Here is a 24,044-nt window from a genome sequence, read left to right as displayed (position 1 = left end):
TCGATGGACTATGCCAATCGAAGCTAGTCACCAGAGCGCAACGATCCTGCGAGCAGAAAGCGGCAATAGAACGGATGCACCAACTGGCCACGTGGGTGGTGTCAGTTTCAAGGCGTCGTTGCGCGACGATCGAGGCGGCTGTTCAGGATCACCCGGCCACGGTCCAGGATCTCGGTGATAACGCGCTGCTCGTGGTCATCGAAGTAAGGGCTGTAGTGCTCGCCCGGGGGAGTAATGCTGGGGAGGTTATTGCCATAGAAGAGTTTGTCGTAGCACTTGTCGGCCTCTGGTCCTCTGTCATCAAGTGATGCATTCACGCTGCGTGCGATGTCGCCGAGGAGGTTCCACGCATTAAGCAGTTGCGCGCAGGTGTCATCAGATGCCGGCAACTGGAGAAGTTCCTCGATCCCGTCAAGGTTCTGAGGTTCCTCGTTGGCTGCTTCTAAGGTGATGTTGTGTTGCTGGGCCAGCTTCAAAAAGTCCTCTTGGGTGCGGGCACATACGATCTGGCCCTTAGAGACGAGAACACCGTCAGTATCGCCTTCGTCGCCAGCTTCGTCGTCTGTTTGCCACACGAGGCCAAGCCTCTGACCTTGAAATTGGATCCAGTGCGGGTACGACGTCTTCATCCGCGAATCCTATCTGTCGAATTCGCTCACTCTGACGAGAGCCGAACGGCTACCCGGGATGGTCGCCGTGGTCTAGTCCCGTGCATTGCAGCTTGTTTGCGCTGGTACCCCGCGGCGCTCAGCCTCATGGAGCAATGTTTTATCCACCAGAAGCGCCGCTCTCGGACTAGCTTTGCGCGGGTGGATTCTTTGCGGCACGGCGGTACCACCAGAAACTGAAGGCGAATAGGGCCAGATTCAACGTCTGTATTACCCAGTACCAACCTGTTGCCTTGGCACCTTCTGCAAGTACGGCATACAAGTTACTGGCGAACAGCAACACAGCGAAAACGCACATGAACACAGCTTGGACTTTCGTCGGTGGCTTGTTGCTCATAAAGCCCATGCGCAGATCCTAGCGGTCAAAAGTCTGGCGGGGTATATTTGGCGGCCCTCCAATCACCGTCTAGGAGTAGGTTCTGAGTCCAAGCGCCGAACCTCTGCCGGGACGTCCAGGCGATAAGTAACGGGAAGATACTTATTTACGCAGAGCGGTCTCGTTTGCGTTCCGACTGGAGTAAACCAGTGGTGTGCCTTTTCCACTGGGCGTAGCTTCTGGGCATGGGGAAATATATTTCAGTGGTGCAGTCAGGGCTCTTGGTAGCTGTACTGGGCACCGGGTGCGGCATTCTTCCAGGCAGTGGTGCCGAAACGTGCGTTGACTGGGTCCGGTTTGAGTCCGTCCAAAAGCAGTACGACCAGGCCGGCATGGTGCTCATCGGGAAGTCTGTAGGCGAGGCCGGCGAAACCAGCATCTACAGTTACAAGGCCACGACCCACCTCATAGAAGTCGAACGAGTACTTAAAGGCGACCCCGGAGCTGGGCCCGTTCACGTCTCCTCCACACCCGCGACATGTACCGGGGGCGAGTCCTACCCGGACGGGGACCCACTCGAGGCTAACCAGCGAGCCATCATTTTCGCTACCCGGCAGGGCAGTGAGTGGTTCACGCTGACGCCAGCCCAGGGAGTGTTGCCCTTCCAGCAAGGGAAAGAACTTCCCTTTCGATAGGGCTCTCACGAAATGAACCGGCCCTGACCAGCTCCGGCCATGCCCTATAGACCTTGCAGTGGAAGCGTCATGCGGTCCCTTGCTACGAACCTCTATCGGGTCTTCTCAACAGTTACTCAACGGCGGACCCTACGTTGGGCGCGGTTCCGCTTTCCGTCGGGGTGCAGCCCGACGCCCACCAAAGCTACGATTACTGCGACCAAGCCGGACAGCACCAGCGGCCATGCGAGCCAATCGTGGTACACCGAGGAATCTTCGAGGGCTACTACATGGGCAACAGCATTGCTGATTACTGCAGAGGGGTAGAGAGAAACTATTGCGGTCAGTCCGTAGGCGCCAAAAATCGTGGCCCATTTCGGCGCGGCCCAGCGCTGCGCCAGCCATACAGATAGAAGAGTTACGCCAGACCAGATGACCAAAGCCAGTCCGTTGCCAAAGTTGGAGCCTGTCTGGAATGAGGCATACGAGTCCACGACGCCCATTCCAGTGTTTGTGGGAGCAACCATGAAGTTGGAAATGAACCCGATAAGCCAAGCCACGGCAACCGCTGACCACACCGGCCAGCGAGGTTCGCGGGCCCAGGAGAGCTCTGTCTGATCGCTGCTGGTGGTCACCCTTCTCAATATAGTTAGCGGCGAGCCAGGGGACGGCAGCACCAGCTCCGTTTCAGATCCCGAACCCGGAACCTCTACCGGGATGGTCGTCGTGGTCTAGTCCCGTGAACTGCAGCCTATTTGCGCTGGTATCCCGTGCGCTCAGCCCCATGGAGCAATGCTTATCCGCCAGAAGCGCCGCTCTCGGCCTAGCTGCGCGCGGGTGGATTCTTCGCGGCCCTGCGGTACCACCAGAAGCTGAAGGCCAACAGAGCCAGATTCAACGTCTGTATTACCCAGTACCAACCCGTTGCCTTGGCACCCTCTGCAAGTACCGCGTACAGGTTGCTCGCGAACAGCAACAAAGCGAAAACGGCCATGAACATGGCTTGGACTTTCGTCGGTTGCTTGCTGCTCCTGAAGCCCATGCGCAGATCGTAGCGCTCAAATCTCTGACGGGAAATGTATGGCCGCCCCCAAGCACGATTTAGGAATAATCAGAGTCCAACGCCGAACCCTTACGGGGACTGGTTTTCAACGCGAGATCCCCTGGTTTCCGCGTGTAGTCTTTCCCTTCATGGGAAGTCATTCAGGAGCCCCGGCTGAGGGAGAACAAAGAGTACCCGTCGAACAGGTACTCAACGGGCTCGAAGTGCATGCCCTCGAGCCAGGAGAGACTGTGCTGGAGGCCTTCATCCTCCTCAAAGTCCTGGACCGAGACGGCGACGTTACGTGGTCATACCGAACCACTAATCGACTCAGTCGTGAGGAATTGCTTGGGGCGCTAACCGTGCAGGTGGACGTGCTGCGCAAGTCGCTGCGCGATGAATGGGACGACGACTAAGGTCAACTGACGGCTCGGCTGCCAGAGCGGTCCGTCTCGTACCCCTAGGGAATCAAGGCACCTAGGTTATGAGACACGCGTGGATCCACTGTCCCGTAAGTGGACCCGCGCTAGGAACCTCAAAGCTTCTACCCGATGCTGGTCCAGGAAGTCGGCCAGCGGTCGCTGCTAATCACATTTGAGCACATAGAAGACCCAGCATTCCGAGCCACGGCTGTAGCTAATCGCTCCACAGGAATCATCGAGAAGCTGGCCGTGATGGGAGACACCACAATTCTGACCGAAGTAGAGACTGGAGTGCAGCTTGATCCGGGGATCAAGCCCGAGTTCCTGCCAATCACGGATTGGATCCGACCCAATTACTGACTTGGTGTTGTTGGTTTGACGGTGAGAAGCAGTTCGGGTGTCCGGTGAAGGATGATCGCCCGTACTCATGCCCCGAGGGAACCTCTACTGGGACAGCCTGACCCCGATTGGCCTGCTTAAAGTTGCAGTTGAAAGGGACGGGATGCGCAGCAGGCCCTGTGGCCCGAACCTGTCTGTGGTTCTTGAAGCGTGCCGGCTGCACATCACGTGAACCTGCCATTGGAACCTTCGGGCATTACTTTTTGTAGTCCACGATTTGGGGCGCTTCGCCGGACATGAGTCCGGCAAGGCGAACTCAACCCTCGATTCGAACCGCTCAGGCTTTCTGCCCTGCGGCTTTTCGGCCCTGCGGTAGCAGTTGGCCGCGCTCAGGCCACAAGGCCGTCAGCGTGGCCAAAAGATCCTCGAGTGCGACGGGCTCGTCGCCGAGTGAATCCAGGAACGCCGCCGCCTTTTTGTACACCCGCTCGGAGACGGCATTGCCAGCCCTGACCTTGGTTCCGCCGGAACGGCTGGTTTCCACCAGACCATCGGTTTCGAGCGACCGGTAGGCTCGCCCGATTGTCCCCGGCGCGACCCTTAGGTCTGCAGCCAGCTGCCGGATAGCGGGTAGCCGGTGTCCGCCCGGCAGACCGCCGGACCGGATCAGCGAGGCGATTTGCTCCCGGACCTGCTCGTAGGGTGGAGTCGGGTCAGCGGCATCGAGCGTGATCATGCCTGAGTCGCCTTCTCCTGTGCCGCCTGCAGGTCAGATCGGCGCACCTCCAAGCGTGCAACCCGCGTTCCGAGGACCACTGCTGCAAGGGCCGCGGCCATCCCGGCCAGTAGGGTTCCGGCGCCGAGCAGCATCAGAATAAGGCCTGCCGAGGAGGCCCCTGCCGCGGATGCTTCAGAGAGGCCCGTGGCGAGCACCGGGGCGTTGAATAGCGGGACCCCTGCTGTGCCCAGGAACATGCCCAGAGTGAGTAGCAGAGGGGCCATGATGATCCAGACGAGCACACGTGTGGTGTTGGCCCGGAGCATACGGTCCGCACCGGCCAACTCGCGCCAGGCAGCATCTGGAAGGAGAATGACGCGTCGAAACGCCGCGGCCGCGCCCGCGGCGAGAATCGCTAAAGAGAGCAGGGTGGGACCGGCAAAGTGCCATCCCGGATACAAGTAAGGCCCTCCGGGCGGGCATGCCGCACTAAATAATGACGTGCATAAAAACCGCCCGTCTCCAACGGCAGCCTTGGATGACAGCCCGCCGGCCAACACTGCGGCCACGGTCCCAATAGCGGTGATGACTGTCAGAATCCACAGCCCCGGAGGCAGCAACTCCCGCACAGTGCGGCGCTTCAAATCTGCCGTCCGGCGCGATACATCGCCCTCGATGGGCACCGCTGGCAGCGTGGCAAAGGCTAACAGCGCACTCCCGGCTCCCGCGGCAGGGCCGACGAACACCGGCACGCCCTCCCACGCAGGAAAAGCCATTTGGACCAGCAATGCCGCACCGAACACCGCCGTTGCGACCAACAACGCGGCGGCAGTTCGGCCGATAATGTTCTGCCGGGCGCGTCGCAGGGCCTGCGACCCCGTCCCCTCTCCAGCCCCGGACAGACCCGCCAGTCCACACACAGCTCCCAAAACGACCAGGACCACTAGTCCCGCGTCAACCAGCAAAGCAGCGATTGCCATTACTTTGTCCCCCTCTACGTGTATCAAAGGGACGGTACAGTTGAGGTGGAACGTGTGTCAACTAGTTGACACACGTTCTCGGAGCTAACGGCCGCAGTGCCGAGTGATGCGGTATCGTCAGCCTCATGCGCGACTCCGGCGTCGTAGTGAACAGCAGCCGTCGTCCATTAAGCGTCGGCGCAGGCATTCTTGCGTCGGCACTATCGGTCGTGGCGTGCAGCCCCGATCCAACACAACCAGACCTGTCCAGCAGAGAGCCGTTTGCCAGGAGCCTTGTGGCGGCGGCCGCATCCGGGTCCGTGGAACAGGTCGAGAAGCTGGTGCCAAAGGTCTTCGTCAATGTCCGCCCTGACGCGCAGCGTCTGGTCGATTCGGCACAGGGATGGGATCCGGAAACTGTCCAGCTCAGACTGAGCAATGACTTCCCGGAAATCGCACAAGTTGAGGCAATCAAACCCGGCGGAACAACTGGAATCAAGTACACGATTTCTTGGAACGATGGACGCTGGAATCTCGACATGGGGGTATCAAGCTACAGGCCGACGGGCAACGCGGTGCCCGGGACCCCGGACAGTGGAACTCCCAAAGTAACCGACCCAAACAAGTAGCACCGGCGTATCGCGCGCATGGGGAACCTCTAACCGGACGGTTTGATAAGCCCCATCCACGAATCACTGCGGATGGCAATTTCTCAATGCCCTTCTGTGCCTGGTTTTCTTGCAGAGGGCGGCGTTGCCCCTCGCTAAGCGTTGTCTCGAGAGGCAGGTAGCTCCGGGTGCTTAGGGTCTTTGCCGCGTTCGCGCCAGTACTCAGCCCGCTGCCACAGTACAAAGCGCGTGAGCCAACCGACCATGACGATGACGATAGCAATCATGAGAGCCATCTTTATCCATAGGAATGGCTCCGGATCTGTAGGCAAAAAATTGAGTGCTATCAGAACAGCGGCGCCGATCATCGAAATGAAAGCCATGCGGTTAGTTTTGCGTTTGACCTCATCTGCCGATGCCATAGCTGCACTAAATCACGAACTCCGGATCGCTCGGTAGCCTCTCATGGAGAACCCTTTACGGTTCCTGCCTGACGAGTTCGAGAACGTGGGCATAGTTTTGCTCGAATGTGGGGCTCGGGGTAGCCATGCGCCGCAATGCAATTCGGACGACGTCGATGGCGACATTCCTGGTGACACGCACCAGCGGGTACCCCGTCTCGACTACCTCCCAGTGCGCTCCAGGAACAGTGTGCGTGAGTAGATCTCCGTAGAACATCCCAACGGGGCGGACAAGCTCGGCCGGCAACCCATCATTGATGGCTTGATCCAGAGTGGCAAGGCTTTCTGCCGCGCGCGGCAATGATTGCCCACGCTGCTGGAAATAGCCGAGGAGTCCTTCGTAGCCGCCGACGTTAGTCGGCGGGGGTTCCACGGCATCCGAAGGGACTGGCCTATATTCTGCGTACCTTCTCGGCATTCCCTCTGGCAGTTTCTGCAGATGCTCGGCGGGATCTTCGGGGATGCTCATGGGGTCATCCTAAACACACACACATCCGCCCTGGTCGGATTGCCGAGAGCCGAACCCTTCACGGCACAGTTCCGTGGGTCTAGTCCTGTTGGCCCTTCGGGAAGCGATGGTTACGGCTGCCGCACATACGCCGTACATGAGTTCCCAGGAACCACGATGGCGCTCCCTATCCGTATTTCGCCAAGAGGCTTACAGTCATAGCAATCAAATTGGGGGATTTGCTATGGATAAATTGGCCAGCACGGATAAGAACACCGCGAGCTCAACGCCCGAACGGGGGTCGGTAGCGTCGGTCCTGGCAGCCGCGGTCGCTTCGGTGCTCGTTGTTTTCGTCACGGGGTATCTGTCCATGCAGCTTCAGGCCGCATATGCCGGCGGTTTTCTTGGTTTCAATTTCCGTCCGGTCGGAGTAGCCGGAGGCTGGTTGCCGTACGTATGGCGTCTGGGCTTCGTTCTACTGGCGGTGGCCGCAGTTCTGGTCCACCGCCTATTGATTCGAACGACTGCTGCACGGCTCTCGGCTCTGACAATCCTCGTGGTCTTGGCCGTCATGGGCAGCCCGGTTGGATCTGGGCTTCCCGTCGACGAGGAACAGCATCCTCTCATGCTGTTTATGTTGACTGAAGGGGCCAAGTCCCCGTTCACCCTCGTACTTATCGGCGCGATTGTCGCCAACATGATCCTCGAGGCCCGGAGAGCACGGCACTGACTCCGCCGGAAATGCCCAGACGCTCCTGCAGCCAGACTTCCGATTCTGATGCGTGAGCGCAGGCAGGCGGGACCCCTCGGTCCAGCTGGCGAACCTGGAACGGGCTACATGGTCAACGGAACTGAGGCACGTCGGGAGCACTAATCCCATGAGCCGTCGCGGAACGTTGACATGGGAAGAGGACCAGCCGATAGTCAAAGAACGCTAAGCGCATGGCCATAGCGGAGGTTATAAATGCTCGTGGCAGGAGGACTTCGGATGAGAAACCAACTGCCTCCTGTGGGCTTGATCATTGGCGTTATTGTTATCTCCACGCTAGGTGCTGGATGCACCCCAGACGCTAACGTGCCCACCTCCGGTTCTGGCCAATCGGCGAGCCCAACTGCCCAGCCACCTTCCACGACCCCAGCCCCGCAAGGCAAGGTCGTACCGCGCTTTATCACCCATGATCGCTTTCACGGCACGCCTACCTCAGCCCTCAAGGCTGCCTTTACACAGGTTGACGAGTTTGTTAGATCCCGCCCCGAGCGTTTCGGAGGCGCCTACTTCAATTTCAACTATTCAGCCATCCACGTGTGGACCGTCGGCGGGGCATGGCAAGATCCCGAATTTGTACGACTAAGAGAAACGCTGGACCCCGGCGGTGACTTCATCGCCAACGTCGGGACCGGGAAGCCTCTGACGTATCTCACTACGTTGCGGAATCGGTTGACCACGAAGTTCCATCCAGGTCCACAGAGCAAGATAGCAGCAGTCAGGACGGACCCAATCTACAACGCTGTCAGAGTCCAGATCAGGTACTCCGAGGGGGACGTTTCCCTGCATCGCATGCCGCTAGCCCTCGAAATCGCAACAATAGCTCCCGAAATCGTCATTGAAAGCGTAGGGGGACAATTCACCACCAACTAGAACAACCCAGCCCGACACATTCGGGGCGCCTGCCGGCCCATCCAATGGAAGGTACCTTAAGCGGGACGAGGCCGAGCCTTCAGGGATAGGGACCGACAGCGAGACGTGCTGAAGCAGGACGTGCAGCGCCGCCATCGGGCAGACTGCTGTCATGGCAACTCGTTACTTTCGAAGGCGTTGGAGTGAGTCGCGCGGTGACGACTATGCCTCCTGGGGGCCGGCTACTTACTACTTCGAGGTCGGCGACGATGGGTGGCCCATTCGTCAGGTCGAGGTCTATGACTCTGGCCCAACCTTGCGCTACGGCCCCGGTCACGAGGAGGACGGGTATGGCCAACTGGGCCAAGCGCAACTCGATGAGCTAGAAGACTGGCGGCCGTGGGCTATCTCCGAGGTCGAGTTCAAGCAGGCTTGGCAGGCACCCCGCTAGCGCGGGGACGGCCGAATCATGCCCTGTTTGCCAGCCATCCCATGGATCGTTCAGAAAGAGCGCTCCGGCGGTTGCCTTCAGTTCAGCGGCTCGGTCGACGGACGTCGAATAGTCGAAAACATATCGTAGGAGGATGTCGCCGTTATGATCGCAGCAAGTTTCTTTTGCGCGTCTACCGGTCAGTCTCTCGGCGCCCCACGTCCCTCCCGTGCGTGGGTGGAAGCAGCGAATCGTTAGGAGTTTCCCTCTTAAGGCTGATCCCTTGCCGAAGCTGCTGGTCCTTCTCCAGGTTCCACACGGCTCCACATTCCCGCGACTTGGGAGACACGCCCTAGCCCCCTGAAGAGGAGCAGTAGGATTGCTCAGCATGAGAGCAAGACCGCAAGGCCGGCACACGCCTTCGACGAAGGCAGGGTGGCTCCTGAGCCACCCCTTAAGTGCCCGCCGTGCCTTGGCCGCAGCAATTATCGTTTCGCTGGTCGCACTGGCTCTACTCTTCGCGGCTGCGGAGCGATCTGATTATGCGCGCGCCGCGGAATTGGTCCGGACACAGGAACAGAAGGTCGGCGTCCTAGTTCGAACGGCTTACCGCGGACGATTTCGAACCGATTACATTATCGAAGTAGATGGACATGATCGGACGCTGTCCTACAGTGAATTCATCACGGACGAGACTCCGGGAGCTGCTGTCCTGGTCGTCGTCGACCCGGAAGACGAGTCGCGTGTTATCGCTGTGGGCTCGCCCGGGGACTGGGGGGAGGAAGAGCCAGTCGGTGTTGGGATTACCCTGGCCGCTGTGACGCTCGCCCTGGTCGTTGGCGGCCTAGCCGGTTCGCGGATCATCCCAGAAGATTTCGCGGCCACCCTCTGTGGCAACTTCCGGAACGCCCAGAAAAGGCAAATTCCCTGAGGGCGAAGCTGATGCTGAAAGACTGGCAGAAGGCGGGAAGGCAGCTGAAGTAGCCGCACAACCGGACGTTACTGTCAAGGGTTGGGCTTAGTTGGGCACGTTCAGCGCGGAACCAGCGTGGTCCTGAATCAAGCCGTCTTGGTGGTCCTGAATCACGTTGACATATTTAGACGAACGCCGCCTCTGAGGGAACCCCTCACGGCACAAGTCGCTAGGTCTAGTCCATTTCCTTCGGGAGCGCCTACCGAGACCCTTGTGGGTAGTACTCAGGGTCAGTCGCCTGCGCCTAGGTTCGCCTTTAACCCGACGCCGCTTTAGCGATCTGACGATGGGCGACGTCAATAGGTATAGCGAATGAAAGGGGTGGCTTACGGAACGGCTACTCTCGGGATCCGTTGACAAGGACACGAAGGCCCGCTGACAGTGGTCCATGGACACATCGGCGCGGGATAGAAGGATTCGGATCGGTGCAGGTTTGGTCATGGCTGGCCTCGCCGTCATTTCGGTGATCATTATTCTTGCCTCCGCTCCGGACCCCGAAACTGAGATCTTCTCAATCATCATCGGCAGCGTCCAAGCGCTTCTCACACTCGGCCTGGGCGCGTGGCTTGCCTCCGGCAAGCGCGGCACGTCCGAACTAGTTCCGGTTCCCGGCCGCTGGAGGAGAATATTTCTCCTCTTTGCCGTTCTGCTCGGCATTTTGCAGTTTGTTTGGCAGCTGATTGATGATCCACGCCACTTGGTGCTAGCGGCGTCATGGCCCAGCCTGATCGGTGTAGCGATCGTCTTGCAGTTCGGCCCCGGCCGGCATCGCTTCCGAAACGAAGAGAAATGGATCACCGCATTGTCCCGGCAAGGCGCTGTGGACGCCCTGGGCCGGGTGTTCAACCAGCCCGGACTGAGCACGAAATCGACGGGTACGGATGTATGGGTGGAAATCAGCCGAGAGTGGCAGGGCGACTGGCGTCACCGAGATGCCGCCAAGCGCCTGAAGGTCCGGCCTCACATCCATTTCAGAATCGACGTCACCGATAACGGAACCCTAGTTACCGCCTACAGCCGGGAAATGCAGATGGGGATGCACGACGTGTTGGAGCTCGCGGACGAAATGAGCGATTCTGGGGTGACTCTGGCCAAACAGGCCACTTCCTGAGACAGACCATCACTTTTCCGCAGGTTTAGTGTTGACTGCGACGGCCCGGCAGGGAGTTTTCTGGGGGAACCGCTAATGGTGCAACTTTGAAGGTCCAGTCCAAAGAGACTTATATCGTGGTTCGCCCGGCGGCAGGGCGCCCAGTTATTCTGCGAGTATGGTCGCGGGGCAGCGTATGAAGAGGCATCACTGATATGAAGTGGATAAACGTCTGTCGGTGGTTCACTTTTCAGCGAACCCGCCGTTATTACGGGTGGAACCTTGCCGAGCGCTTGAAGAATCCCGTCCTGCAGGAAGAGTTCAGAGAATGGACTCTCCGGGACAATGAGCTCGCTGTTATGGAGTGGGCGTTTGCATGGCTCACCATCGCCGGCGTTGCTGTCCTCCCGGTTACCTGGGCGCTCTTGCAGTGGGCACCGTGGTTGGTGCCGGCTATGACAGTCGTCGCCCTACTCGGACCTTTAGCCGGTGTCCTCTGTGCCCTGGAGGTTTATATCCGATGGCTCATCGGACTATGGTTTCCACGTTCGCCTGCACGCTTGCCCGGCGGCCCCTCCGTCATCGAGGGAAATTCCTTGTTGGCCAGCAGTTTGGCCACCTATGCGCTCATCCCGGTTCTTTACATCTTCCTTGAAGCTGTTTTAAGTCCAGCGGCCGGCTAAACCTCCTGGGCCAATTGGGAAGGCCATCCGGTACGACATCCCTCACTGTGACAGGCCAGTGATTAGACCGGGATGCGGTCCCGGTCTCAGCGCAGAATAAACTTCCGGCTGTAGACACTTTGCTCAGCTTCTTCCGTGCGCAGCACAAGTCTCTACACGTCGGTTTGTCCTCGAGTCATGGGATGGTGAATGTTGCAGTTGAGCGTCGCGCTTGGACTGTGCGTGGCGGGCTGCATGATGTCCGCGCTCTTGTTGCACGCGCGAGCGGATCAACCGGGCCAATCACGCTCCCGATTGCCCTGGGTCGTGATTCTTCACCCCGCGGTGCTGTTCATTGGGTTCTTCGCTTATCAAGAAGCTGATCGTGTGTATGGCTCAGGTCTCGCTGGATTAGCCGCCTGGGGCGTTCTATGGCCGTTAGCCGTGGAGATCGCTTCACGGGGGCGTCCCTACCGAGTTACCCGCTTGCTGCGCCTGTATCTGCAGAATCAGCACATACTTCCATTCGGAGCCGAATACAAAAAATACCGTCGAAAGGCGCGACCATTGCTGTGCACGCAACGGGTGCTAATGGGTGTAGCGGCGCCCATCAGCTTTGCTGGCCTCTACATCACAGACTGGATCTCGAACGGTATTTAGCAAAACCCCCTGGGCCTCAAGAGGAATCGTCAAAGGAACGCTAAACGGGTCCACGGCACGAGAAAGCTCAGCGTGTTCCCAAATCTCGTGGTGGCTTGTAGCCTCGGCACATGGCCGAGCCGGAAGCCCATAAGCGATTGCAGCCCAAGATGACTCGCGGTGCCTTCCGCTTTCAGTTTGTCCTGTGGTCAATCTGGACCGCGCTGCAATTGGTAGTTGTCGTCATAAACCTGGCTGCAGGAACGGTCTGGGACTTGGGGGATTACCTAGCCCTCGCCGGGTTGGCACTAGGCCTGGTGTACCTGGGGTTCCTTTTGAAGGTTCGACGTCGTGACGGCCATTTGTGGGAAGAGGAAGAGGCCCGGAGAGCTGATTGGGACCGGCGAGGTCGGTCCCTATAGTCAACAACGAACCCTTCACGACACAATTGGCTAGGTCTAGTCCATTGCTTGGTATTCCAAGACCGAACCTTTGAAACTGGAATCATCGGAGCTGCAACCAGGCTCGATGTTCGTGGGTCATGGCCGCCGGAAGGGAATGCCTTATATGGGAGATGAAGCCAGCTTTCATCAGCTGTTTGTCTCCCGCGTTGCCATGTTTGCCTTTTTCTGGTGTCCCTCGGCGTTGTGATGTCCGAAGGTTTAGTTCCCATGTCGACACCAGCTGGCGCAATGTCCGAGGAGCTGGTCTTCGCGAGTTGCATCGGTTTGGTCGTGCTCTGGTTTAGCTGGCGAGTCTGGAGGCTCGGGGTCCGTCTCACATCTACTCAGGTCCACATAAAGGGTTTGTTTCGCGACAGAAAGATCGCCCGCGAGAGCGTAAGGCTTGATCCCTACACCGAAAGCAGTGCGATACAGGCCGTGATTTTGTGGGGTTTCGCTGCGGTTGCCCTGGCAGGGAACACCATCCGCTTGGCGTACCTCATGGTCCGCCCTAGGCGAGGTTAGGTCCCCTGTAATCCCAGCCTGGGAACCCTCTACGGCCTGTTCGATTAGGGTGTGTGCCATGCTCGGCCGTGGCGATATCGCGTAGCAATTCCCCGCATGCCGGCGGGGCTGAGGTCCACGATATCGAGGACTCCGCGCTCGTGAGGGGGCGGGAACTCCGGTTTGGCCCACTGCGGCACGGCTGCGTCGGTGGTTCTCAATTCTTCGGCTGCTTCAACTTTTGGACTCGCTGAGTCCATAACGCTCCCTTTCTTCTGAGCTGGGATTCCGCCGAAGGCGTGCCCGGCAAAAGCAACAAGCGCCGCTGCAGTGTCCGAGGTGTCAGTCTCAATGGACGGCAGCACGGAGCTCCTGTCCCAGAACCACGGGGTGCGGGCAAGGGCTCGAAATGTGTTGTGGTCCAGTGAATTGACCACATCAATTCCGTGGATTAGGCAATAGTCGCCTGCCGGAATTTTGTCGGTTGGCCCATCTTCTTCGTCGTCAATGAGGCGGCGCTGAGCTTCTGTCCGGCAGGAGCAACCAGGCGCATCGGCGTCTTTCGGGTCAATGCCGTCGCCGTAAGAAGGGTCCAGGCCCGGCGCCCAAACAGGTCCACCGGCGCAGGGAACCATCCACACAGTTTGCCGTGCCTGCCTGTGGGCCCACCACCGCCAGAGATTCCGGCCCGCGGATACCACTGTCAGCGCGGTCGCCACGCCAGCAAACTGCGCAACGACGGGATCGAATGAGCTGCCGTCCGTCGGCGGAAACTCATTCCCGGCGATGAACCACTGAACCGACAACCATCCCCACAACACAATGGAAAGGGCCGCCAGGCCGACGGTGAACCCACGCCCCCGTTTCAGGGAACGCCGTTCAGCCGAAAGCGCGTTCGATCCCACCTGAACCGTCGATCCGTCCTTGAATCGCGCCGCGACCTGCTTGACCGCTTTCAGCTGCCGCGACGAGGCCCACGCCTCCACGGCAGCCAAGACAACAGCGACCAAAGCGCCGCTTACCCACACTGGCGCGGACGCATGCCCGACAGCGATATTCAGCCCTGTGCTAACTGCGAGAATAAGCACCAATCCGAAGGCAGTTGCCCTTCCCAACGCCCACCCCAGAAGAACGAACATGGCCGTGCAAGCCGCCGCAGCAGCACCGAAGACATTAACTGGGAGCAACGATTCCTCCCAAGAGAGCGCCGGTTCCTCCCACCCCTGATCAACGACGAAAGCGACAGCAATGGTGACAACTCCAGTCAGCCAAGCGGCCAGAACGGACCGGAACTCCGATCCCCGTCTGGGCAAGTCGACCCAGTCTGACTTGCTTGGCTGAACCAGAACTCGGACGTTTTCCATGCCATCATCCTGCCGGGTGAAGCCCATATTCCACGAAACCTACGCCAGCACACCTCGGAGAGCGCCAACCATTGGAGTGCGCCTGGCATTTTCGAAAAGGCAACCTCAAACGGGCACTTCCCGGCCGATTTGTTGGAAACTACTGACGATGAGTAACGACCAGAATGTGCAGCCCTATCTCTCGGACCTCTCGAGGAAGGTCGAGCGGATCGTCTTGAGTTTGCCCGAAGGTGTAGACGGGACGGTGAGCGTACGTGAAAACCACATTTATGTAGAGATTCAGGGCCCCCGGCTGGAAGTTTTCACGCTGGTGCTTGGAAGCGAAGCTCCTGAAATCGTCTATGACAGTCAGTACATTCGATACGAGCTAATCCCCGAAGGCATGGAGGAACAGATCGACTTTGCAAAGGAAACCGTCGATGACATTGCGGAGTTTCTTCTCAGCGACAGGAATCTTGTCGAACGTAAGAGCCGGTTCCTGGGCCGAGCTTATCTGTCTGTACCTTTGGCCGGCGACGTCGAGTGGAGACTCAAGAAGTTCAACTGACGTCACCACAGCTCACTATCCCTGAACCAGGTTCAAGTGCCAGCCATCTGCCGCTCTGGACGAACGTCATGCGGCACATGCTTGCGCATGATCGAAGGCCGCTGATTAGTTGGATTCGTTGCCCACCGGTAGCGTGTCGATATGGTCGCTGGCAGAGGTATATGGGGAACCCCATGAAGGTAAGAGCTGTTGTGGCAAAGTCCGCTGCAGTAACGGCTAGTATCCTGTTTGCCGGCTTGGCGGCTGCTTGGTTCGCGATAAAAGTCCAGCAATCTGCCGATATGGGAGCTTCCGCCGGATTCCAAGCGTTCAGGCTTACCTCTGCGATCGTGCTCTTTGCTCCATTCCTGGCTTTGATTTTCCTTTGCACGAAACCTCGGCTGTACTTCAAATGGAACCCATGGTGGGGAAGCCTGTTCTTTGCTGGCGTGGCATTCGCTTGGCTCTTCTTCGCACTAGTTCTATCCGCCTTTGTAGGCTTTGGCGGGTTCTAGGCATGAGGAAGCCACGGCGGGCTCAGTCTCGCAAGCCGAGCGGACTGCCGGAGAGGGAACCCTACCGGGGCCAGAAATAGTCGACACCCAAACTTCCTATGTACAGACGCTTTGCTCTGCTTCATTCGTGCGCAGTACCAGCGCCTACACGTCGGTTTGTCCTCGCGTCATGGGATGGTGAATGTTGCAGTTGAGCGTCGTGCTTGGACTGTGCGTGGCGGGGTGCAGGACGTCCGCGCTCTTGTTGCACGCGCGAGCGGATCAACCGGGCCAATCACGTTCCCGGTTGCCCTGGGTCCTGATTCTTCACCCCGCGGTGCTGTTCATCGGGTTCTTCGCTTATCAAGAAGCTGATCGTGTGTATGGCTCAGGCCTCGCCGGATTAGCCGCCTGGGGCGTCTTATGGCCGTTAGCCGTGGAAATCGCTTCACGGGCGCATCCCTACCGAGTCACCCGCTTACTGCGCCTGTATCTGCAGAATCAGCACCTACTTCCATTCGGGGCCGACTACAAGAAATACCGCCGAAAGGCACGACCATTGCGGTGCACGCAGCGGGTGCTAATCGGTGTAGCGGTGCCCTTCATCTTTGCTGGCTTCTACATCACAGAGTGGATCTCGAAGGGAATTTAGTAAAACCCACTGGGTCTCAAAGGGGATCGTGGAAGGAACCCCTTGCGGCACTGTTTCATAGGCTTGCTCAAAGTCTGCCGGGGGACTGGGAGTGAGTGTATTGCCCTCGTTTCTTGGCTGGCCTAGGAGGCTTAGTAGGAGGGTGATCCGAGGGCAGCTTGGGCGTCGATGCCCGGCCCGTAACGGTCGATAAGCTGTCGCTTCACGGCGTCGATGTCCTTGGCGCCGACCACGTCGACAAGGACGGTATCTCCGTTCGTGGTTATGCCGGTGACCGTGATGTTGATTCCCTTCGAGCGCAAGATGGCGGTGTCGGTGTCCACGCGGCGTTGAATCGCTTTTGCTTGCTCTAGGCTGCGAAGGGCGTTGCGGATGCCTACGGTAAACCCTTCGGCATCGGCCGAAATTGCTGCCACATCGGCTTTGAAACCCTGCAGGTCGGCGTCGGGTGATGGAGGGATGATGGCCATCACGGCATTATTGTTGGGCTCGTACCAGACGTTATTTGGACGGATGCCTCGCTTTTTAGCGCTGGCCTTTACGCTTTCGATGGCTGCGGAAATTCCAGGCGGTGCCGTTGGCGGCATGTCCTGGAGGCTCGCGCCTGCCGGTTTGTCACTCGGTGGCGCCGATGGGGCTACGTCCGCTGGCGCGCAACCGGCCAGCACAGCTCCGAAGATGACCACTGCGGCCAGCATCTTTACAGCGCCCATTTCCGCCTGCCTATCCCAGAAGAGACCAAATCCGCCATGGACCACTTAGTGCCGTTTGCCATGATCTGTAAAACGAAGGGTACCTGCGGCCCGAACTCCCGAACAGGGCGTGCTCCAGGCGATCAGAAATAGGTCTTGTTGCGCTTTTGGGGAAACGCGAACGCACAGTTTGTTCCCGGAACGTACTGAGAGCGTAGACAGCAGTTACTTCACCGGATAGCTTCAGGTCATGGGCATGCTTCTGCGGCCAGTGACGACGCCGGCAGTCCCGCGCGGATTGGCGGTAGCGGCGGTGAGTGCTGTGCTGGCCCTGGCCGCCGCTGGCTGCACTTCGCAGCCGCCCCCGCCGTCTACGTCAGAAACTGCGTCACTGCCGGGAAATATCCCGGCCGAGCTCTGGAACCACGGAACTCCGGATCCCCTTCGGCCAGTGGGTCTGGGTAGGATCACGCCAACGAAGCCAGTGATCGCCACATCCTATGACGAGCGCACCGACACTATCGGGGACTGGCGGCTAATGGACATGAACGACGACCGCACGCAGCTAGTGATCGAGTACGCCCAAGGGGGACCCTGCGACGCTGCCAAGGGACTCCTTAAAGTGGAAACTTCCACGGCCGTCGCTCTTGTTCCCCTCTATCAGAGCGGACCTGCAACGCCTTGTATCGCGCCCCTATATGGACCCGTGAGTACCGTGACCCTGGATAAGCCGCTGGGCGCCCGCGAGCTGCTGCACCTTGCTGATCACGGAACAATGCGGAGTCCGACGCCAGTGCCCTCCAGGTGAACCCATTACGCTAGCAAATGGCTTGGCGTTCACCTCGTTTCCGTGGCTCATGGGGTCCTTCAACTCTGACGGACAGCTCGCCAGCTACGCCCACGACCTAACCTCAACCGGGCCAGTTTCCTTGGTCTACTCCAAAAAGGGGAAGCCGGAAGTCGGATCGCCGAGCCGCAGTACCTCCATCGGAGGACGTCAGCGGGTCGTGAAATGGGAAATGTCGATTCGGCTAAGACCCTGAGCAAGCTGTTCCTTTTTGCCGGTTTGGACTTCAACGCCCCAGTCCCGCTCCAGGTAACGCACGGTCCGGGCCGCGATGGCATCAGGAGTGTGGCCCTTAGCGAGCCATGAGATGGCGCGGTCGACCTCTGTGTCGTATTCAGATTCGGGGAACCAAGTTCCACCGAACCCCATCCCCGCAGGATCTACATCGAGAAATATCCGGCGGACTGCCTGCATGGCAGCTTTATATCTGTCCATCGGATCATCCTCCTTAGGTAAGCTCCAGCCCCACTGCCATGGCCAAAGCATTTTTTGCTTTTGCGGTTCCCAGTCTGGGACATCGGCCAGGATCCGTGCGGCATCAGCTAGCGCTTGTTCATACTCCAACAGGGTGAACGTGTAGCTGCCGAGCTCGTCGATAGGGTCGGTCAATTGGAAGCCGTCTTTCCAAGCCCAGTCGCTCCACGTGATCGTCGAGGCGCTGCGCTCGATGCGGGCCCCGATGCCGAAGCAGTCCAAATCACCGCACCTACAGATATACATAGCGGTGCGGCCATCCTCATGTTCGGGCTTCCCAAGTCCAAGCAAGCGGCCGAACTCTTCATCGAGGCTAAATTGCTCCCAATCAGGCTGGAGTCTGGTGGGCATCCTGTCTGAACCTTTCCCCAAGACGGATTCAATAAGGGGCTCGCCGTCGACTATGAAATCGAGAAATGGTACTGGCGCCCTCCAGCTTCGGCTCTCAGAGACATAGGTCTCCATAGTCATCAGTGACGGCTGCAATGTGAGCTGGTGCCGATGGGCTGCGGAGTTCATGCACTCAGTATCCAATGAACGCCAGTACTCGGCCGTTGATCTGCAGCATGCACCGAGACGGATGATCCTCGTCCTCGCGGGAACCTCAAGCGGGCCGACCGCGGGCTTAGGGCACTTGCGTTCCGTCGTGGCCAGAAAGTCGCCCTATCCGGGCAAGTGCAACGTATGGTGAGTGCCATTCGATTGGCGTGCCGTCCAGCCAATCCAGTAGCTCCTCCAAGGTGTCAAAGGAGGGATCGGGTTCGTCATCGCCGGGACCGGCGTTATCCTCGTCGACCAGCCAGTAGTCCGCGGAGTACCAGAAGTCCGCCGGCTCGTACTCCCGGTCCAGCGCGGCTTCGCCATAGACCGTGACTAAAAGATCGTGACCGACGTAGGGCCCGCTCAGTACTTTGCCCGTGAATTCACGGCGCCCGGCGATGACGGCTTCCCAATGTGGTCCGTACCCGTACTCTGGCTCAGGCCTGGATTCCAGCTCCTGGACTAGGGCCTTCCGAGTTTGCCACTGTCCATCTGGTTTCGAACGCGCGCTCCGCCATTTCCACATTCTCCAATAATGCAGGATCCCGCAACCGGCGGGCTCCCGCTGAGTAACGGTTACTGGCATTCTCGGGCGACTTATGGCCGGGATGACGTTGTCGCGGGAGAGACTCTGACCCTGTCCGGCGAACGATTGATACCCCAAAGGAGTACCGATCCGTCAGGTTTGCGGATGGCTATAGTTCGTTGCACGTCCAAAATGTCTATGTCGCGGGGGTATTCGTAGCCGGTGCGGGCAGTGAATTCTTCTGCGAATCTACGGTTGATGAGTGGCCGGAGTTGTTTTTGCTTGCGAGAGGCATATAGGGCGAACCCGCTCGTAAGTAAAACGGCGACTCCCATGCCCGTGAGGGCGATTTCTCGGGGGACCTCCAAGTTTCCGAAAAATATGATCGCCCACAGAATCCAGAAAAGAAGGAAAAGTAATCGCCACGCAGTGTTGAGTGTCCTGTATTTTCGCAGTTCGGGTAACGCAACCGTGAAAGTGTTCGAGTCATAGTCCAAGGATCGCTCCTGATTCTGCGGTCTCCAGCAAGCCGGTGTTTCCACATGTCAGTTTCACCGCGTGACAGGACAGAGCCTATTACCCTTCAGCCTCACGGAGAAGGCCACAACAGCACAAATTCCAACCTCGGCGTCCCGTCAAGGCCGTCCCTTATAGAGGGAGGAGTGCGTCCCGTAAGCCGGTCACTTACCGGAAAAACGGCTACTTGATCTGCATCGTTGCAGCCAGCGCGAGGCAACCGTCCCGCAGGACCGGACCGGTGAAATGTCCGGTGACGGACTCCTATATGGCGCACTGCTGCTCCTGTGGCGGACACTCCTGTTCATGGGTGAAATCAAGGTTGGCTACGCAAGAGTTTCCACTGACGAACAAGACGTCACCGTGCAACGGGATGCCTTGACTTCCATGGGCGTAGAAGCTGATCGTATCTACGTCGATCATGGCCTCACCGGCAGTAACACGAACCGTCCAGGTCTGCGGGAAGCGCTGGCCGCGTGCCGGAGTGGCGACACCTTCATGGTGACGAAATTAGACAGGCTGGCCAGGTCGGTCCGTGACGCGCATCAGATCGCCGACGACCTCGCCTCGCGCGGAGTGAAGCTGAGCATCGGCGGTTCCTTGCACGATCCCGCGGACCCGATAGGCAAGCTGCTCTTCAACGTCCTGGCCATGGTCGCCGAGTTCGAGGGAGATCTCATCCGGGCCCGCACACGCGAAGGCATGAAAATCGCCAAAGCCAAGGGGCGGCTGCGCGGGAAACAGCCCAAATTATCGGCCAAACAAGAAGCACTCATGCTCCAGCTGCATGACGCTGGCGAACACACAATGGGTGAGCTCGCCGACCTGTTCTCCGTTGGTCGTTCCACCGTCTACCGTGCGCTCGATCGCGCGCGCCAGAAGGCGGAAAAGAAGGGTAGCTCCTGACACCACCCGGAGGGCAACCGCAAGGGTCGGCCACGGGAACGACGGCGGTTCACCGCGCCGTCGTGCGCCTCCCAAGCTATGCCTCAACGCGCCCTAACAAGCCCAAGGCATGCCACGGCAGTTGCAACTGAAACCACCGTAACAACCCCGAACGGCAGTGCATTATCCGCACCGGCGATGCCCACCAGCGGAGCGGCCACTCCGCCGAAGGCAAACCGTGCCAGGCCGAGTAACGACGACGCCGTCCCGGCGATGTCCGGGTAGCCCTTCAGCGCCAGCGACGTGGCGGAGGGGCTCGCCGTCGCCACTCCACCAACCATCGTGAAGAGGGACAGGATCACCGCAATCAGCGGCAGGTGCTGGAGCGCGGTAATTAGCAGGCCAACGGAGCCGGCCGTGGCCATGGCGAGTCCGATCACCAGCATGGCCTTCTCGGACCACCGTTCGGCAAGCCGGCCGCCGAGGAAACCGAAGATCATGAACCCCAGCGAGTTCAGGCCGAAGGCAAATGAATAGCCCTGCGGCGACAGCCCGTAGATGCCCTGGAGGACGAACGTGGCCCCGCTGAGGTAGGCGAAGATCGCCGAGTACGTAAAGCCCGTGATCAGCACTGCGCCGACAAACACGCGGTCCGCCAGCAGGCGCCGGAAATCCTGCACGGTGTGGGAAAACCCGCCGGCCGCCCGCCGCTGAACCGGGAGTGTCTCCTTGAAGATCACGAGGCAGGCCACCAGGATGGCCACGCCAACAACCGCCAGGAACAGGAAGACGCCGCGCCAGTCCGTGACGGAGGCCAGCTGGCCACCGATGACCGGACCCACGATCGCCGCCAGTCCGCCGAGCACCGTCAGGCGGCCGTAGTACCGAAGGAGCTTGGCGCCCTCGTACACATCCCGCCCGGCGGCCTGCGCAATGACGATGCCCACGGCACCGGCCAGGCCCTGCACGAACCTGGCGGCGATCAGCGTCTCAACCGTCGGGCTGACGGCACAGAGAACGGACGTGACCGTGTACGCGGCAACGCCAATCAGCAGCGGGAGCCGGCGGCCGAAGCGGTCCGACAGCGGGCCCGCAATCACCTGGCCGATCGCCAGTCCAAGCAGGCAGGCCGTGATGGTCAGCTGCGCCGTCGAGGTGGAACTTCGCAGTTCCGCCGTCAGGGCCGGCAGCACAGGCAGGTACAGGTCCATGGAAATCGGACCGAAGATGGTCAGCAGGCCAAGGACAATGGCCAGCGGCCGTCCGACTGCCTGTTCGCGCGTGGTCACCGGAGCGTCGGTCAGAGTCACGCTGCCTCCGTTCAAGGGGTAAAGGGGCTGCCGCAAGTTCGACGGCGGGTGGTGGGGATGCATTTCCACCTAACCAGCGTTTACAACGCTGTGGGAGACCCTGCTGGTACCCCCTCCAGCAAGGCCTCCCACCACACCGCCTACCCCAACGTGGCGGAAGCGGCCGGCTGCACCGCCCGCCCCGGCTGACCGGCCACCTGCAGCTCACCAACGGCCTGAAGGGCCTCAAGCGGCGAAGCCCACGCCGCCAAGACCTCCCTGGCGGCAGGGACCGACTCGGCGGCGAGCGCCTGCCGGTGCGCCTCGTCCAGCACGTCGCTGATCAGCACCCGCTGGCCGGTCTGCGAGGACTTCACCGCCGCCTCGACCATCGCAAGGCTCAGGACATTGGCATGGATCTCGCCCGAGGGAACCTCACCCGTCCGGAGGCTCCGGACGAACTCAGCCAGCGCCCCGGCGATCTCCTCCGGGCCCTCGGACGGCCCCTCGGCAGCGGCGTCGCCTTCCGCAACCACAGAATCCGGCGCCGAAGAAACAGAACCCGTCACCCCGCCGTCGTCCGCCAAAACGTCGTCCGCCGAAGCCCCGGCAACACGCTCAGCCACCGGCGCAGCAGCGCCGTCCCACACCGCCGTTCCGTCGGCGCCGTTGATCCGCCAGCTGCCGTTCCACGAGGTCTCCAGCCCGTCGGCGCACCAGCTTCCGGTGTAGACGAACCGCGTCCCGCCGTCCATCTCGAAGACCGCCGTCGCCGCGGCGTCCCCGGCGTACCAGCTCCAGCCCGGGTTGAACTCCTCGCAGTACACGGAGACCGGATTCCGGCCCAGGAGGTACCGCGCGGCGTCGAACGCGTGGATCGCCATGTCCACCAGCAGCACATGCTCCATCTCCTCCCGGAAGCCGCCGAAATGCGGCGCCTTGAAGAAGTCGCAGGTGAGCAGCCCGATCGCGCCAAGCCGGTCTGCCTGCCGCCTGAAGGCAGTGAGCGTCCGGAAGTACCGGCGCGACTGGCTGATCATCAGCAGCTGGCCCGTCGCCTCTGCCACCGCGGCCAGCGAGAGGGCCTCCGCGACGGTCGGCGCCGCGGGCTTCTCGCACAGCACGGGCAGCCCGAGGAAATGCGCCTCGACGTTCACCGGATGGTGCGCGGCCGGGACCGTCACGTTGACCACGGCCTGGGCACCGACGGCGCCGGCCAGTTCGGTCAGGCTCGTCCCCACCGGCACGGCATCCAGCCCCAGCTCGGCGAGCGCGTCCCGTGCCGCCTGCGGGTTGAGGTCCACCACGCCGGCCAGTTCGACGTCGGCCGACTCACCCAGCAGCCGCAGCCAGGCCCGGCCCATGCCGCCGGCGCCGACCTGCACCACGCGGACGGGCGCCGTCGGATCAGGCAAAGTAGCGAAGCGGCTCAATTGGCCATCGCCCCCTCGTAGCTGTGGCCGGTGTAGAACGCCTCGGTCTCGTACCGCAGCAGGACCGGGTCGGTGCGCTCGGGCCGCACGGTGCGGGCCCACTCCACGCCGTTGGCGATGACCCTCCGCACGTCCTTGTGGTGGTAGACGGGGTAGTCCTGGTCGCCGGGGCTGAAGAAGAAGATCTTGCCGTAGCCCCGCTTGAACGTGCAGCCGCTGCGGAACACCTCGCCGCCGGAGAAGGTGCTCAGGAAGATCAGCTCGTCGGGGGCGGGGATGTCGAAGTGCTCGCCGTACATCTCCTGCTCCGGAATGATGAACGGGTGCGGCACGCCCTGCGCGATCGGGTGCGTCGGGTCCACGGTCCAGACAATTTCGCGGTCCCGTTCCGAGCGCCAGCGCAGCGTGCACGTGGTGCCCATGAGCTTGCCGAAGATCTTCGACCAGTGCCCGGAGTGCAGCACCACCAGGCCCATGCCGGCCAGCACGTGCCGGTGCACGCGCTCCACCACCTCGTCCGCCACCTCGGCGTGGGCGGCGTGGCCCCACCAGACCAGGACGTCCGTGTTCCGCAGCCGCTCCTCGGTGAGGCCGTGCTCGGGGTCGTCGAGGGTCACGGTGGCCACCTCGGTCCGCGGACTGAGGTTCTCCTCGATGCCCTCGCGGATCGTGGTGTGCATGCCGTCCGGGTAGATCTCGGCCACGTGCGGCTGGTGCTGTTCGTGGCGGTTTTCGCCCCATACGGTGACGCGCAGGGGAGTGTGGTTCTCAGTCATTGATTCGTTCCTTAGG

23 protein-coding genes are annotated in these 24,044 nt (G+C 60.3%); 9 read left to right on the top strand and 14 right to left on the bottom strand.

Annotated features, from left to right (window positions below):
- Positions 1–107: 107 nt before the first annotated feature.
- The 5 genes from R5O87_RS02295 to R5O87_RS02275 form a co-directional block, all read right to left on the bottom strand.
- A complete protein-coding gene (locus tag R5O87_RS02295; protein ID WP_410558182.1) occupies positions 108–629 on the bottom strand; it encodes a hypothetical protein in 522 nt (173 codons plus the stop codon).
- Between the two features lie 166 nt (positions 630–795).
- On the bottom strand, positions 796–1,014 hold the full coding sequence (locus R5O87_RS02290) for a hypothetical protein (RefSeq protein ID WP_410558180.1): 219 nt from the start codon (positions 1,012–1,014) through the stop codon (positions 796–798).
- A gap of 781 nt (positions 1,015–1,795) precedes the next feature.
- Complete coding sequence (locus R5O87_RS02285) at positions 1,796–2,293, bottom strand: hypothetical protein (RefSeq protein WP_410558179.1); 498 nt, start codon at positions 2,291–2,293, stop codon at positions 1,796–1,798.
- A gap of 1,505 nt (positions 2,294–3,798) precedes the next feature.
- Entirely contained in the window at positions 3,799–4,197 is a 399-nt protein-coding gene (locus R5O87_RS02280) for a GntR family transcriptional regulator (RefSeq protein ID WP_410558178.1), read from the bottom strand.
- Positions 4,194–5,159 (bottom strand): hypothetical protein, encoded by a 966-nt coding sequence (locus tag R5O87_RS02275; protein ID WP_410558177.1) that lies wholly within the window; start codon positions 5,157–5,159, stop codon positions 4,194–4,196. The genes R5O87_RS02280 and R5O87_RS02275 overlap by 4 nt, the downstream gene beginning before the upstream one ends.
- Positions 5,160–5,284: 125 nt before the next feature.
- On the opposite strand from R5O87_RS02275, the gene R5O87_RS02270 reads away from it, so the two are divergent.
- Entirely contained in the window at positions 5,285–5,767 is a 483-nt protein-coding gene (locus R5O87_RS02270; protein ID WP_410558176.1) for a hypothetical protein, read from the top strand.
- Positions 5,768–5,901: 134 nt separating this feature from the next.
- Here the strand turns inward: R5O87_RS02270 and R5O87_RS02265 are convergent, their stop codons facing one another.
- Positions 5,902–6,129: a hypothetical protein gene (locus R5O87_RS02265; RefSeq protein ID WP_410558175.1), complete on the bottom strand. Its 228-nt coding sequence runs from the start codon at positions 6,127–6,129 to the stop codon at positions 5,902–5,904.
- Positions 6,130–6,223: 94 nt separating this feature from the next.
- Positions 6,224–6,676, bottom strand: a complete 453-nt coding sequence (locus tag R5O87_RS02260; protein ID WP_410558174.1) for a DUF6278 family protein — start codon at positions 6,674–6,676, stop codon at positions 6,224–6,226.
- A gap of 223 nt (positions 6,677–6,899) precedes the next feature.
- Between R5O87_RS02260 and R5O87_RS02255 the strand changes: the two genes are divergently transcribed.
- The 5 genes from R5O87_RS02255 (at position 6,900) to R5O87_RS02235 (ending at position 12,088) form a co-directional block, all read left to right on the top strand.
- Positions 6,900–7,385 carry a hypothetical protein gene (locus tag R5O87_RS02255; RefSeq protein WP_410558173.1) on the top strand — a complete coding sequence of 162 codons (486 nt, stop codon included), beginning with the start codon at positions 6,900–6,902 and terminating at the stop codon, positions 7,383–7,385.
- Positions 7,386–9,175: 1,790 nt separating this feature from the next.
- On the top strand, positions 9,176–9,634 hold the full coding sequence (locus tag R5O87_RS02250; RefSeq protein ID WP_410558172.1) for a hypothetical protein: 459 nt from the start codon (positions 9,176–9,178) through the stop codon (positions 9,632–9,634).
- Positions 9,635–10,115: 481 nt separating this feature from the next.
- The gene (locus tag R5O87_RS02245) at positions 10,116–10,787 is read left to right on the top strand and encodes a hypothetical protein (RefSeq protein ID WP_410558171.1); all 672 of its coding nucleotides are present in this window, start codon (positions 10,116–10,118) and stop codon (positions 10,785–10,787) included.
- A gap of 194 nt (positions 10,788–10,981) precedes the next feature.
- Positions 10,982–11,449 (top strand): hypothetical protein, encoded by a 468-nt coding sequence (locus R5O87_RS02240; protein WP_410558170.1) that lies wholly within the window; start codon positions 10,982–10,984, stop codon positions 11,447–11,449.
- A gap of 189 nt (positions 11,450–11,638) precedes the next feature.
- The gene (locus tag R5O87_RS02235; RefSeq protein ID WP_410558169.1) at positions 11,639–12,088 is read left to right on the top strand and encodes a hypothetical protein; all 450 of its coding nucleotides are present in this window, start codon (positions 11,639–11,641) and stop codon (positions 12,086–12,088) included.
- Between the two features lie 991 nt (positions 12,089–13,079).
- Here R5O87_RS02235 and R5O87_RS02230 read toward each other — a convergent pair.
- Positions 13,080–14,378, bottom strand: a complete 1,299-nt coding sequence (locus R5O87_RS02230) for a hypothetical protein (protein WP_410558168.1) — start codon at positions 14,376–14,378, stop codon at positions 13,080–13,082.
- A gap of 148 nt (positions 14,379–14,526) precedes the next feature.
- Between R5O87_RS02230 and R5O87_RS02225 the strand changes: the two genes are divergently transcribed.
- Positions 14,527–14,925 (top strand): hypothetical protein, encoded by a 399-nt coding sequence (locus tag R5O87_RS02225; protein ID WP_410558167.1) that lies wholly within the window; start codon positions 14,527–14,529, stop codon positions 14,923–14,925.
- A gap of 173 nt (positions 14,926–15,098) precedes the next feature.
- Positions 15,099–15,419 (top strand): hypothetical protein, encoded by a 321-nt coding sequence (locus R5O87_RS02220; protein ID WP_410558166.1) that lies wholly within the window; start codon positions 15,099–15,101, stop codon positions 15,417–15,419.
- 762 nt (positions 15,420–16,181) lie between these two features.
- On the opposite strand, the gene R5O87_RS02215 is transcribed toward R5O87_RS02220, so the two are convergent.
- The 3 genes from R5O87_RS02215 to R5O87_RS02205 all read right to left on the bottom strand — a co-directional run bounded on the left by R5O87_RS02215 (position 16,182) and on the right by R5O87_RS02205 (position 19,189).
- A complete protein-coding gene (locus R5O87_RS02215) occupies positions 16,182–16,763 on the bottom strand; it encodes a hypothetical protein (RefSeq protein WP_410558165.1) in 582 nt (193 codons plus the stop codon).
- A gap of 976 nt (positions 16,764–17,739) precedes the next feature.
- Positions 17,740–18,414, bottom strand: a complete 675-nt coding sequence (locus R5O87_RS02210; protein ID WP_410558163.1) for a hypothetical protein — start codon at positions 18,412–18,414, stop codon at positions 17,740–17,742.
- Between the two features lie 274 nt (positions 18,415–18,688).
- On the bottom strand, positions 18,689–19,189 hold the full coding sequence (locus tag R5O87_RS02205) for a hypothetical protein (protein ID WP_410558162.1): 501 nt from the start codon (positions 19,187–19,189) through the stop codon (positions 18,689–18,691).
- A 762-nt stretch (positions 19,190–19,951) separates the two neighbouring features.
- Between R5O87_RS02205 and R5O87_RS02200 the strand changes: the two genes are divergently transcribed.
- The gene (locus R5O87_RS02200) at positions 19,952–20,551 is read left to right on the top strand and encodes a recombinase family protein (protein ID WP_410558161.1); all 600 of its coding nucleotides are present in this window, start codon (positions 19,952–19,954) and stop codon (positions 20,549–20,551) included.
- Between the two features lie 83 nt (positions 20,552–20,634).
- Here the strand turns inward: R5O87_RS02200 and R5O87_RS02195 are convergent, their stop codons facing one another.
- The 3 genes from R5O87_RS02195 to R5O87_RS02185 form a co-directional block, all read right to left on the bottom strand.
- Positions 20,635–21,834, bottom strand: a complete 1,200-nt coding sequence (locus R5O87_RS02195; protein ID WP_410558201.1) for a multidrug effflux MFS transporter — start codon at positions 21,832–21,834, stop codon at positions 20,635–20,637.
- A 146-nt stretch (positions 21,835–21,980) separates the two neighbouring features.
- Positions 21,981–23,183, bottom strand: a complete 1,203-nt coding sequence (locus R5O87_RS02190; protein WP_462836431.1) for a Gfo/Idh/MocA family protein — start codon at positions 23,181–23,183, stop codon at positions 21,981–21,983.
- Positions 23,184–23,248: 65 nt separating this feature from the next.
- Positions 23,249–24,028, bottom strand: a complete 780-nt coding sequence (locus R5O87_RS02185; protein WP_410558158.1) for a ThuA domain-containing protein — start codon at positions 24,026–24,028, stop codon at positions 23,249–23,251.
- Positions 24,029–24,044: the final 16 nt, after the last annotated feature.

Source organism: Arthrobacter globiformis (genome assembly GCF_046536215.2).
Lineage (GTDB): Bacteria > Actinomycetota > Actinomycetes > Actinomycetales > Micrococcaceae > Arthrobacter > Arthrobacter globiformis_E.
Note: the sequence above shows the minus strand (reverse complement) of the source record. Positions and strands in the feature narration are given on the sequence as shown.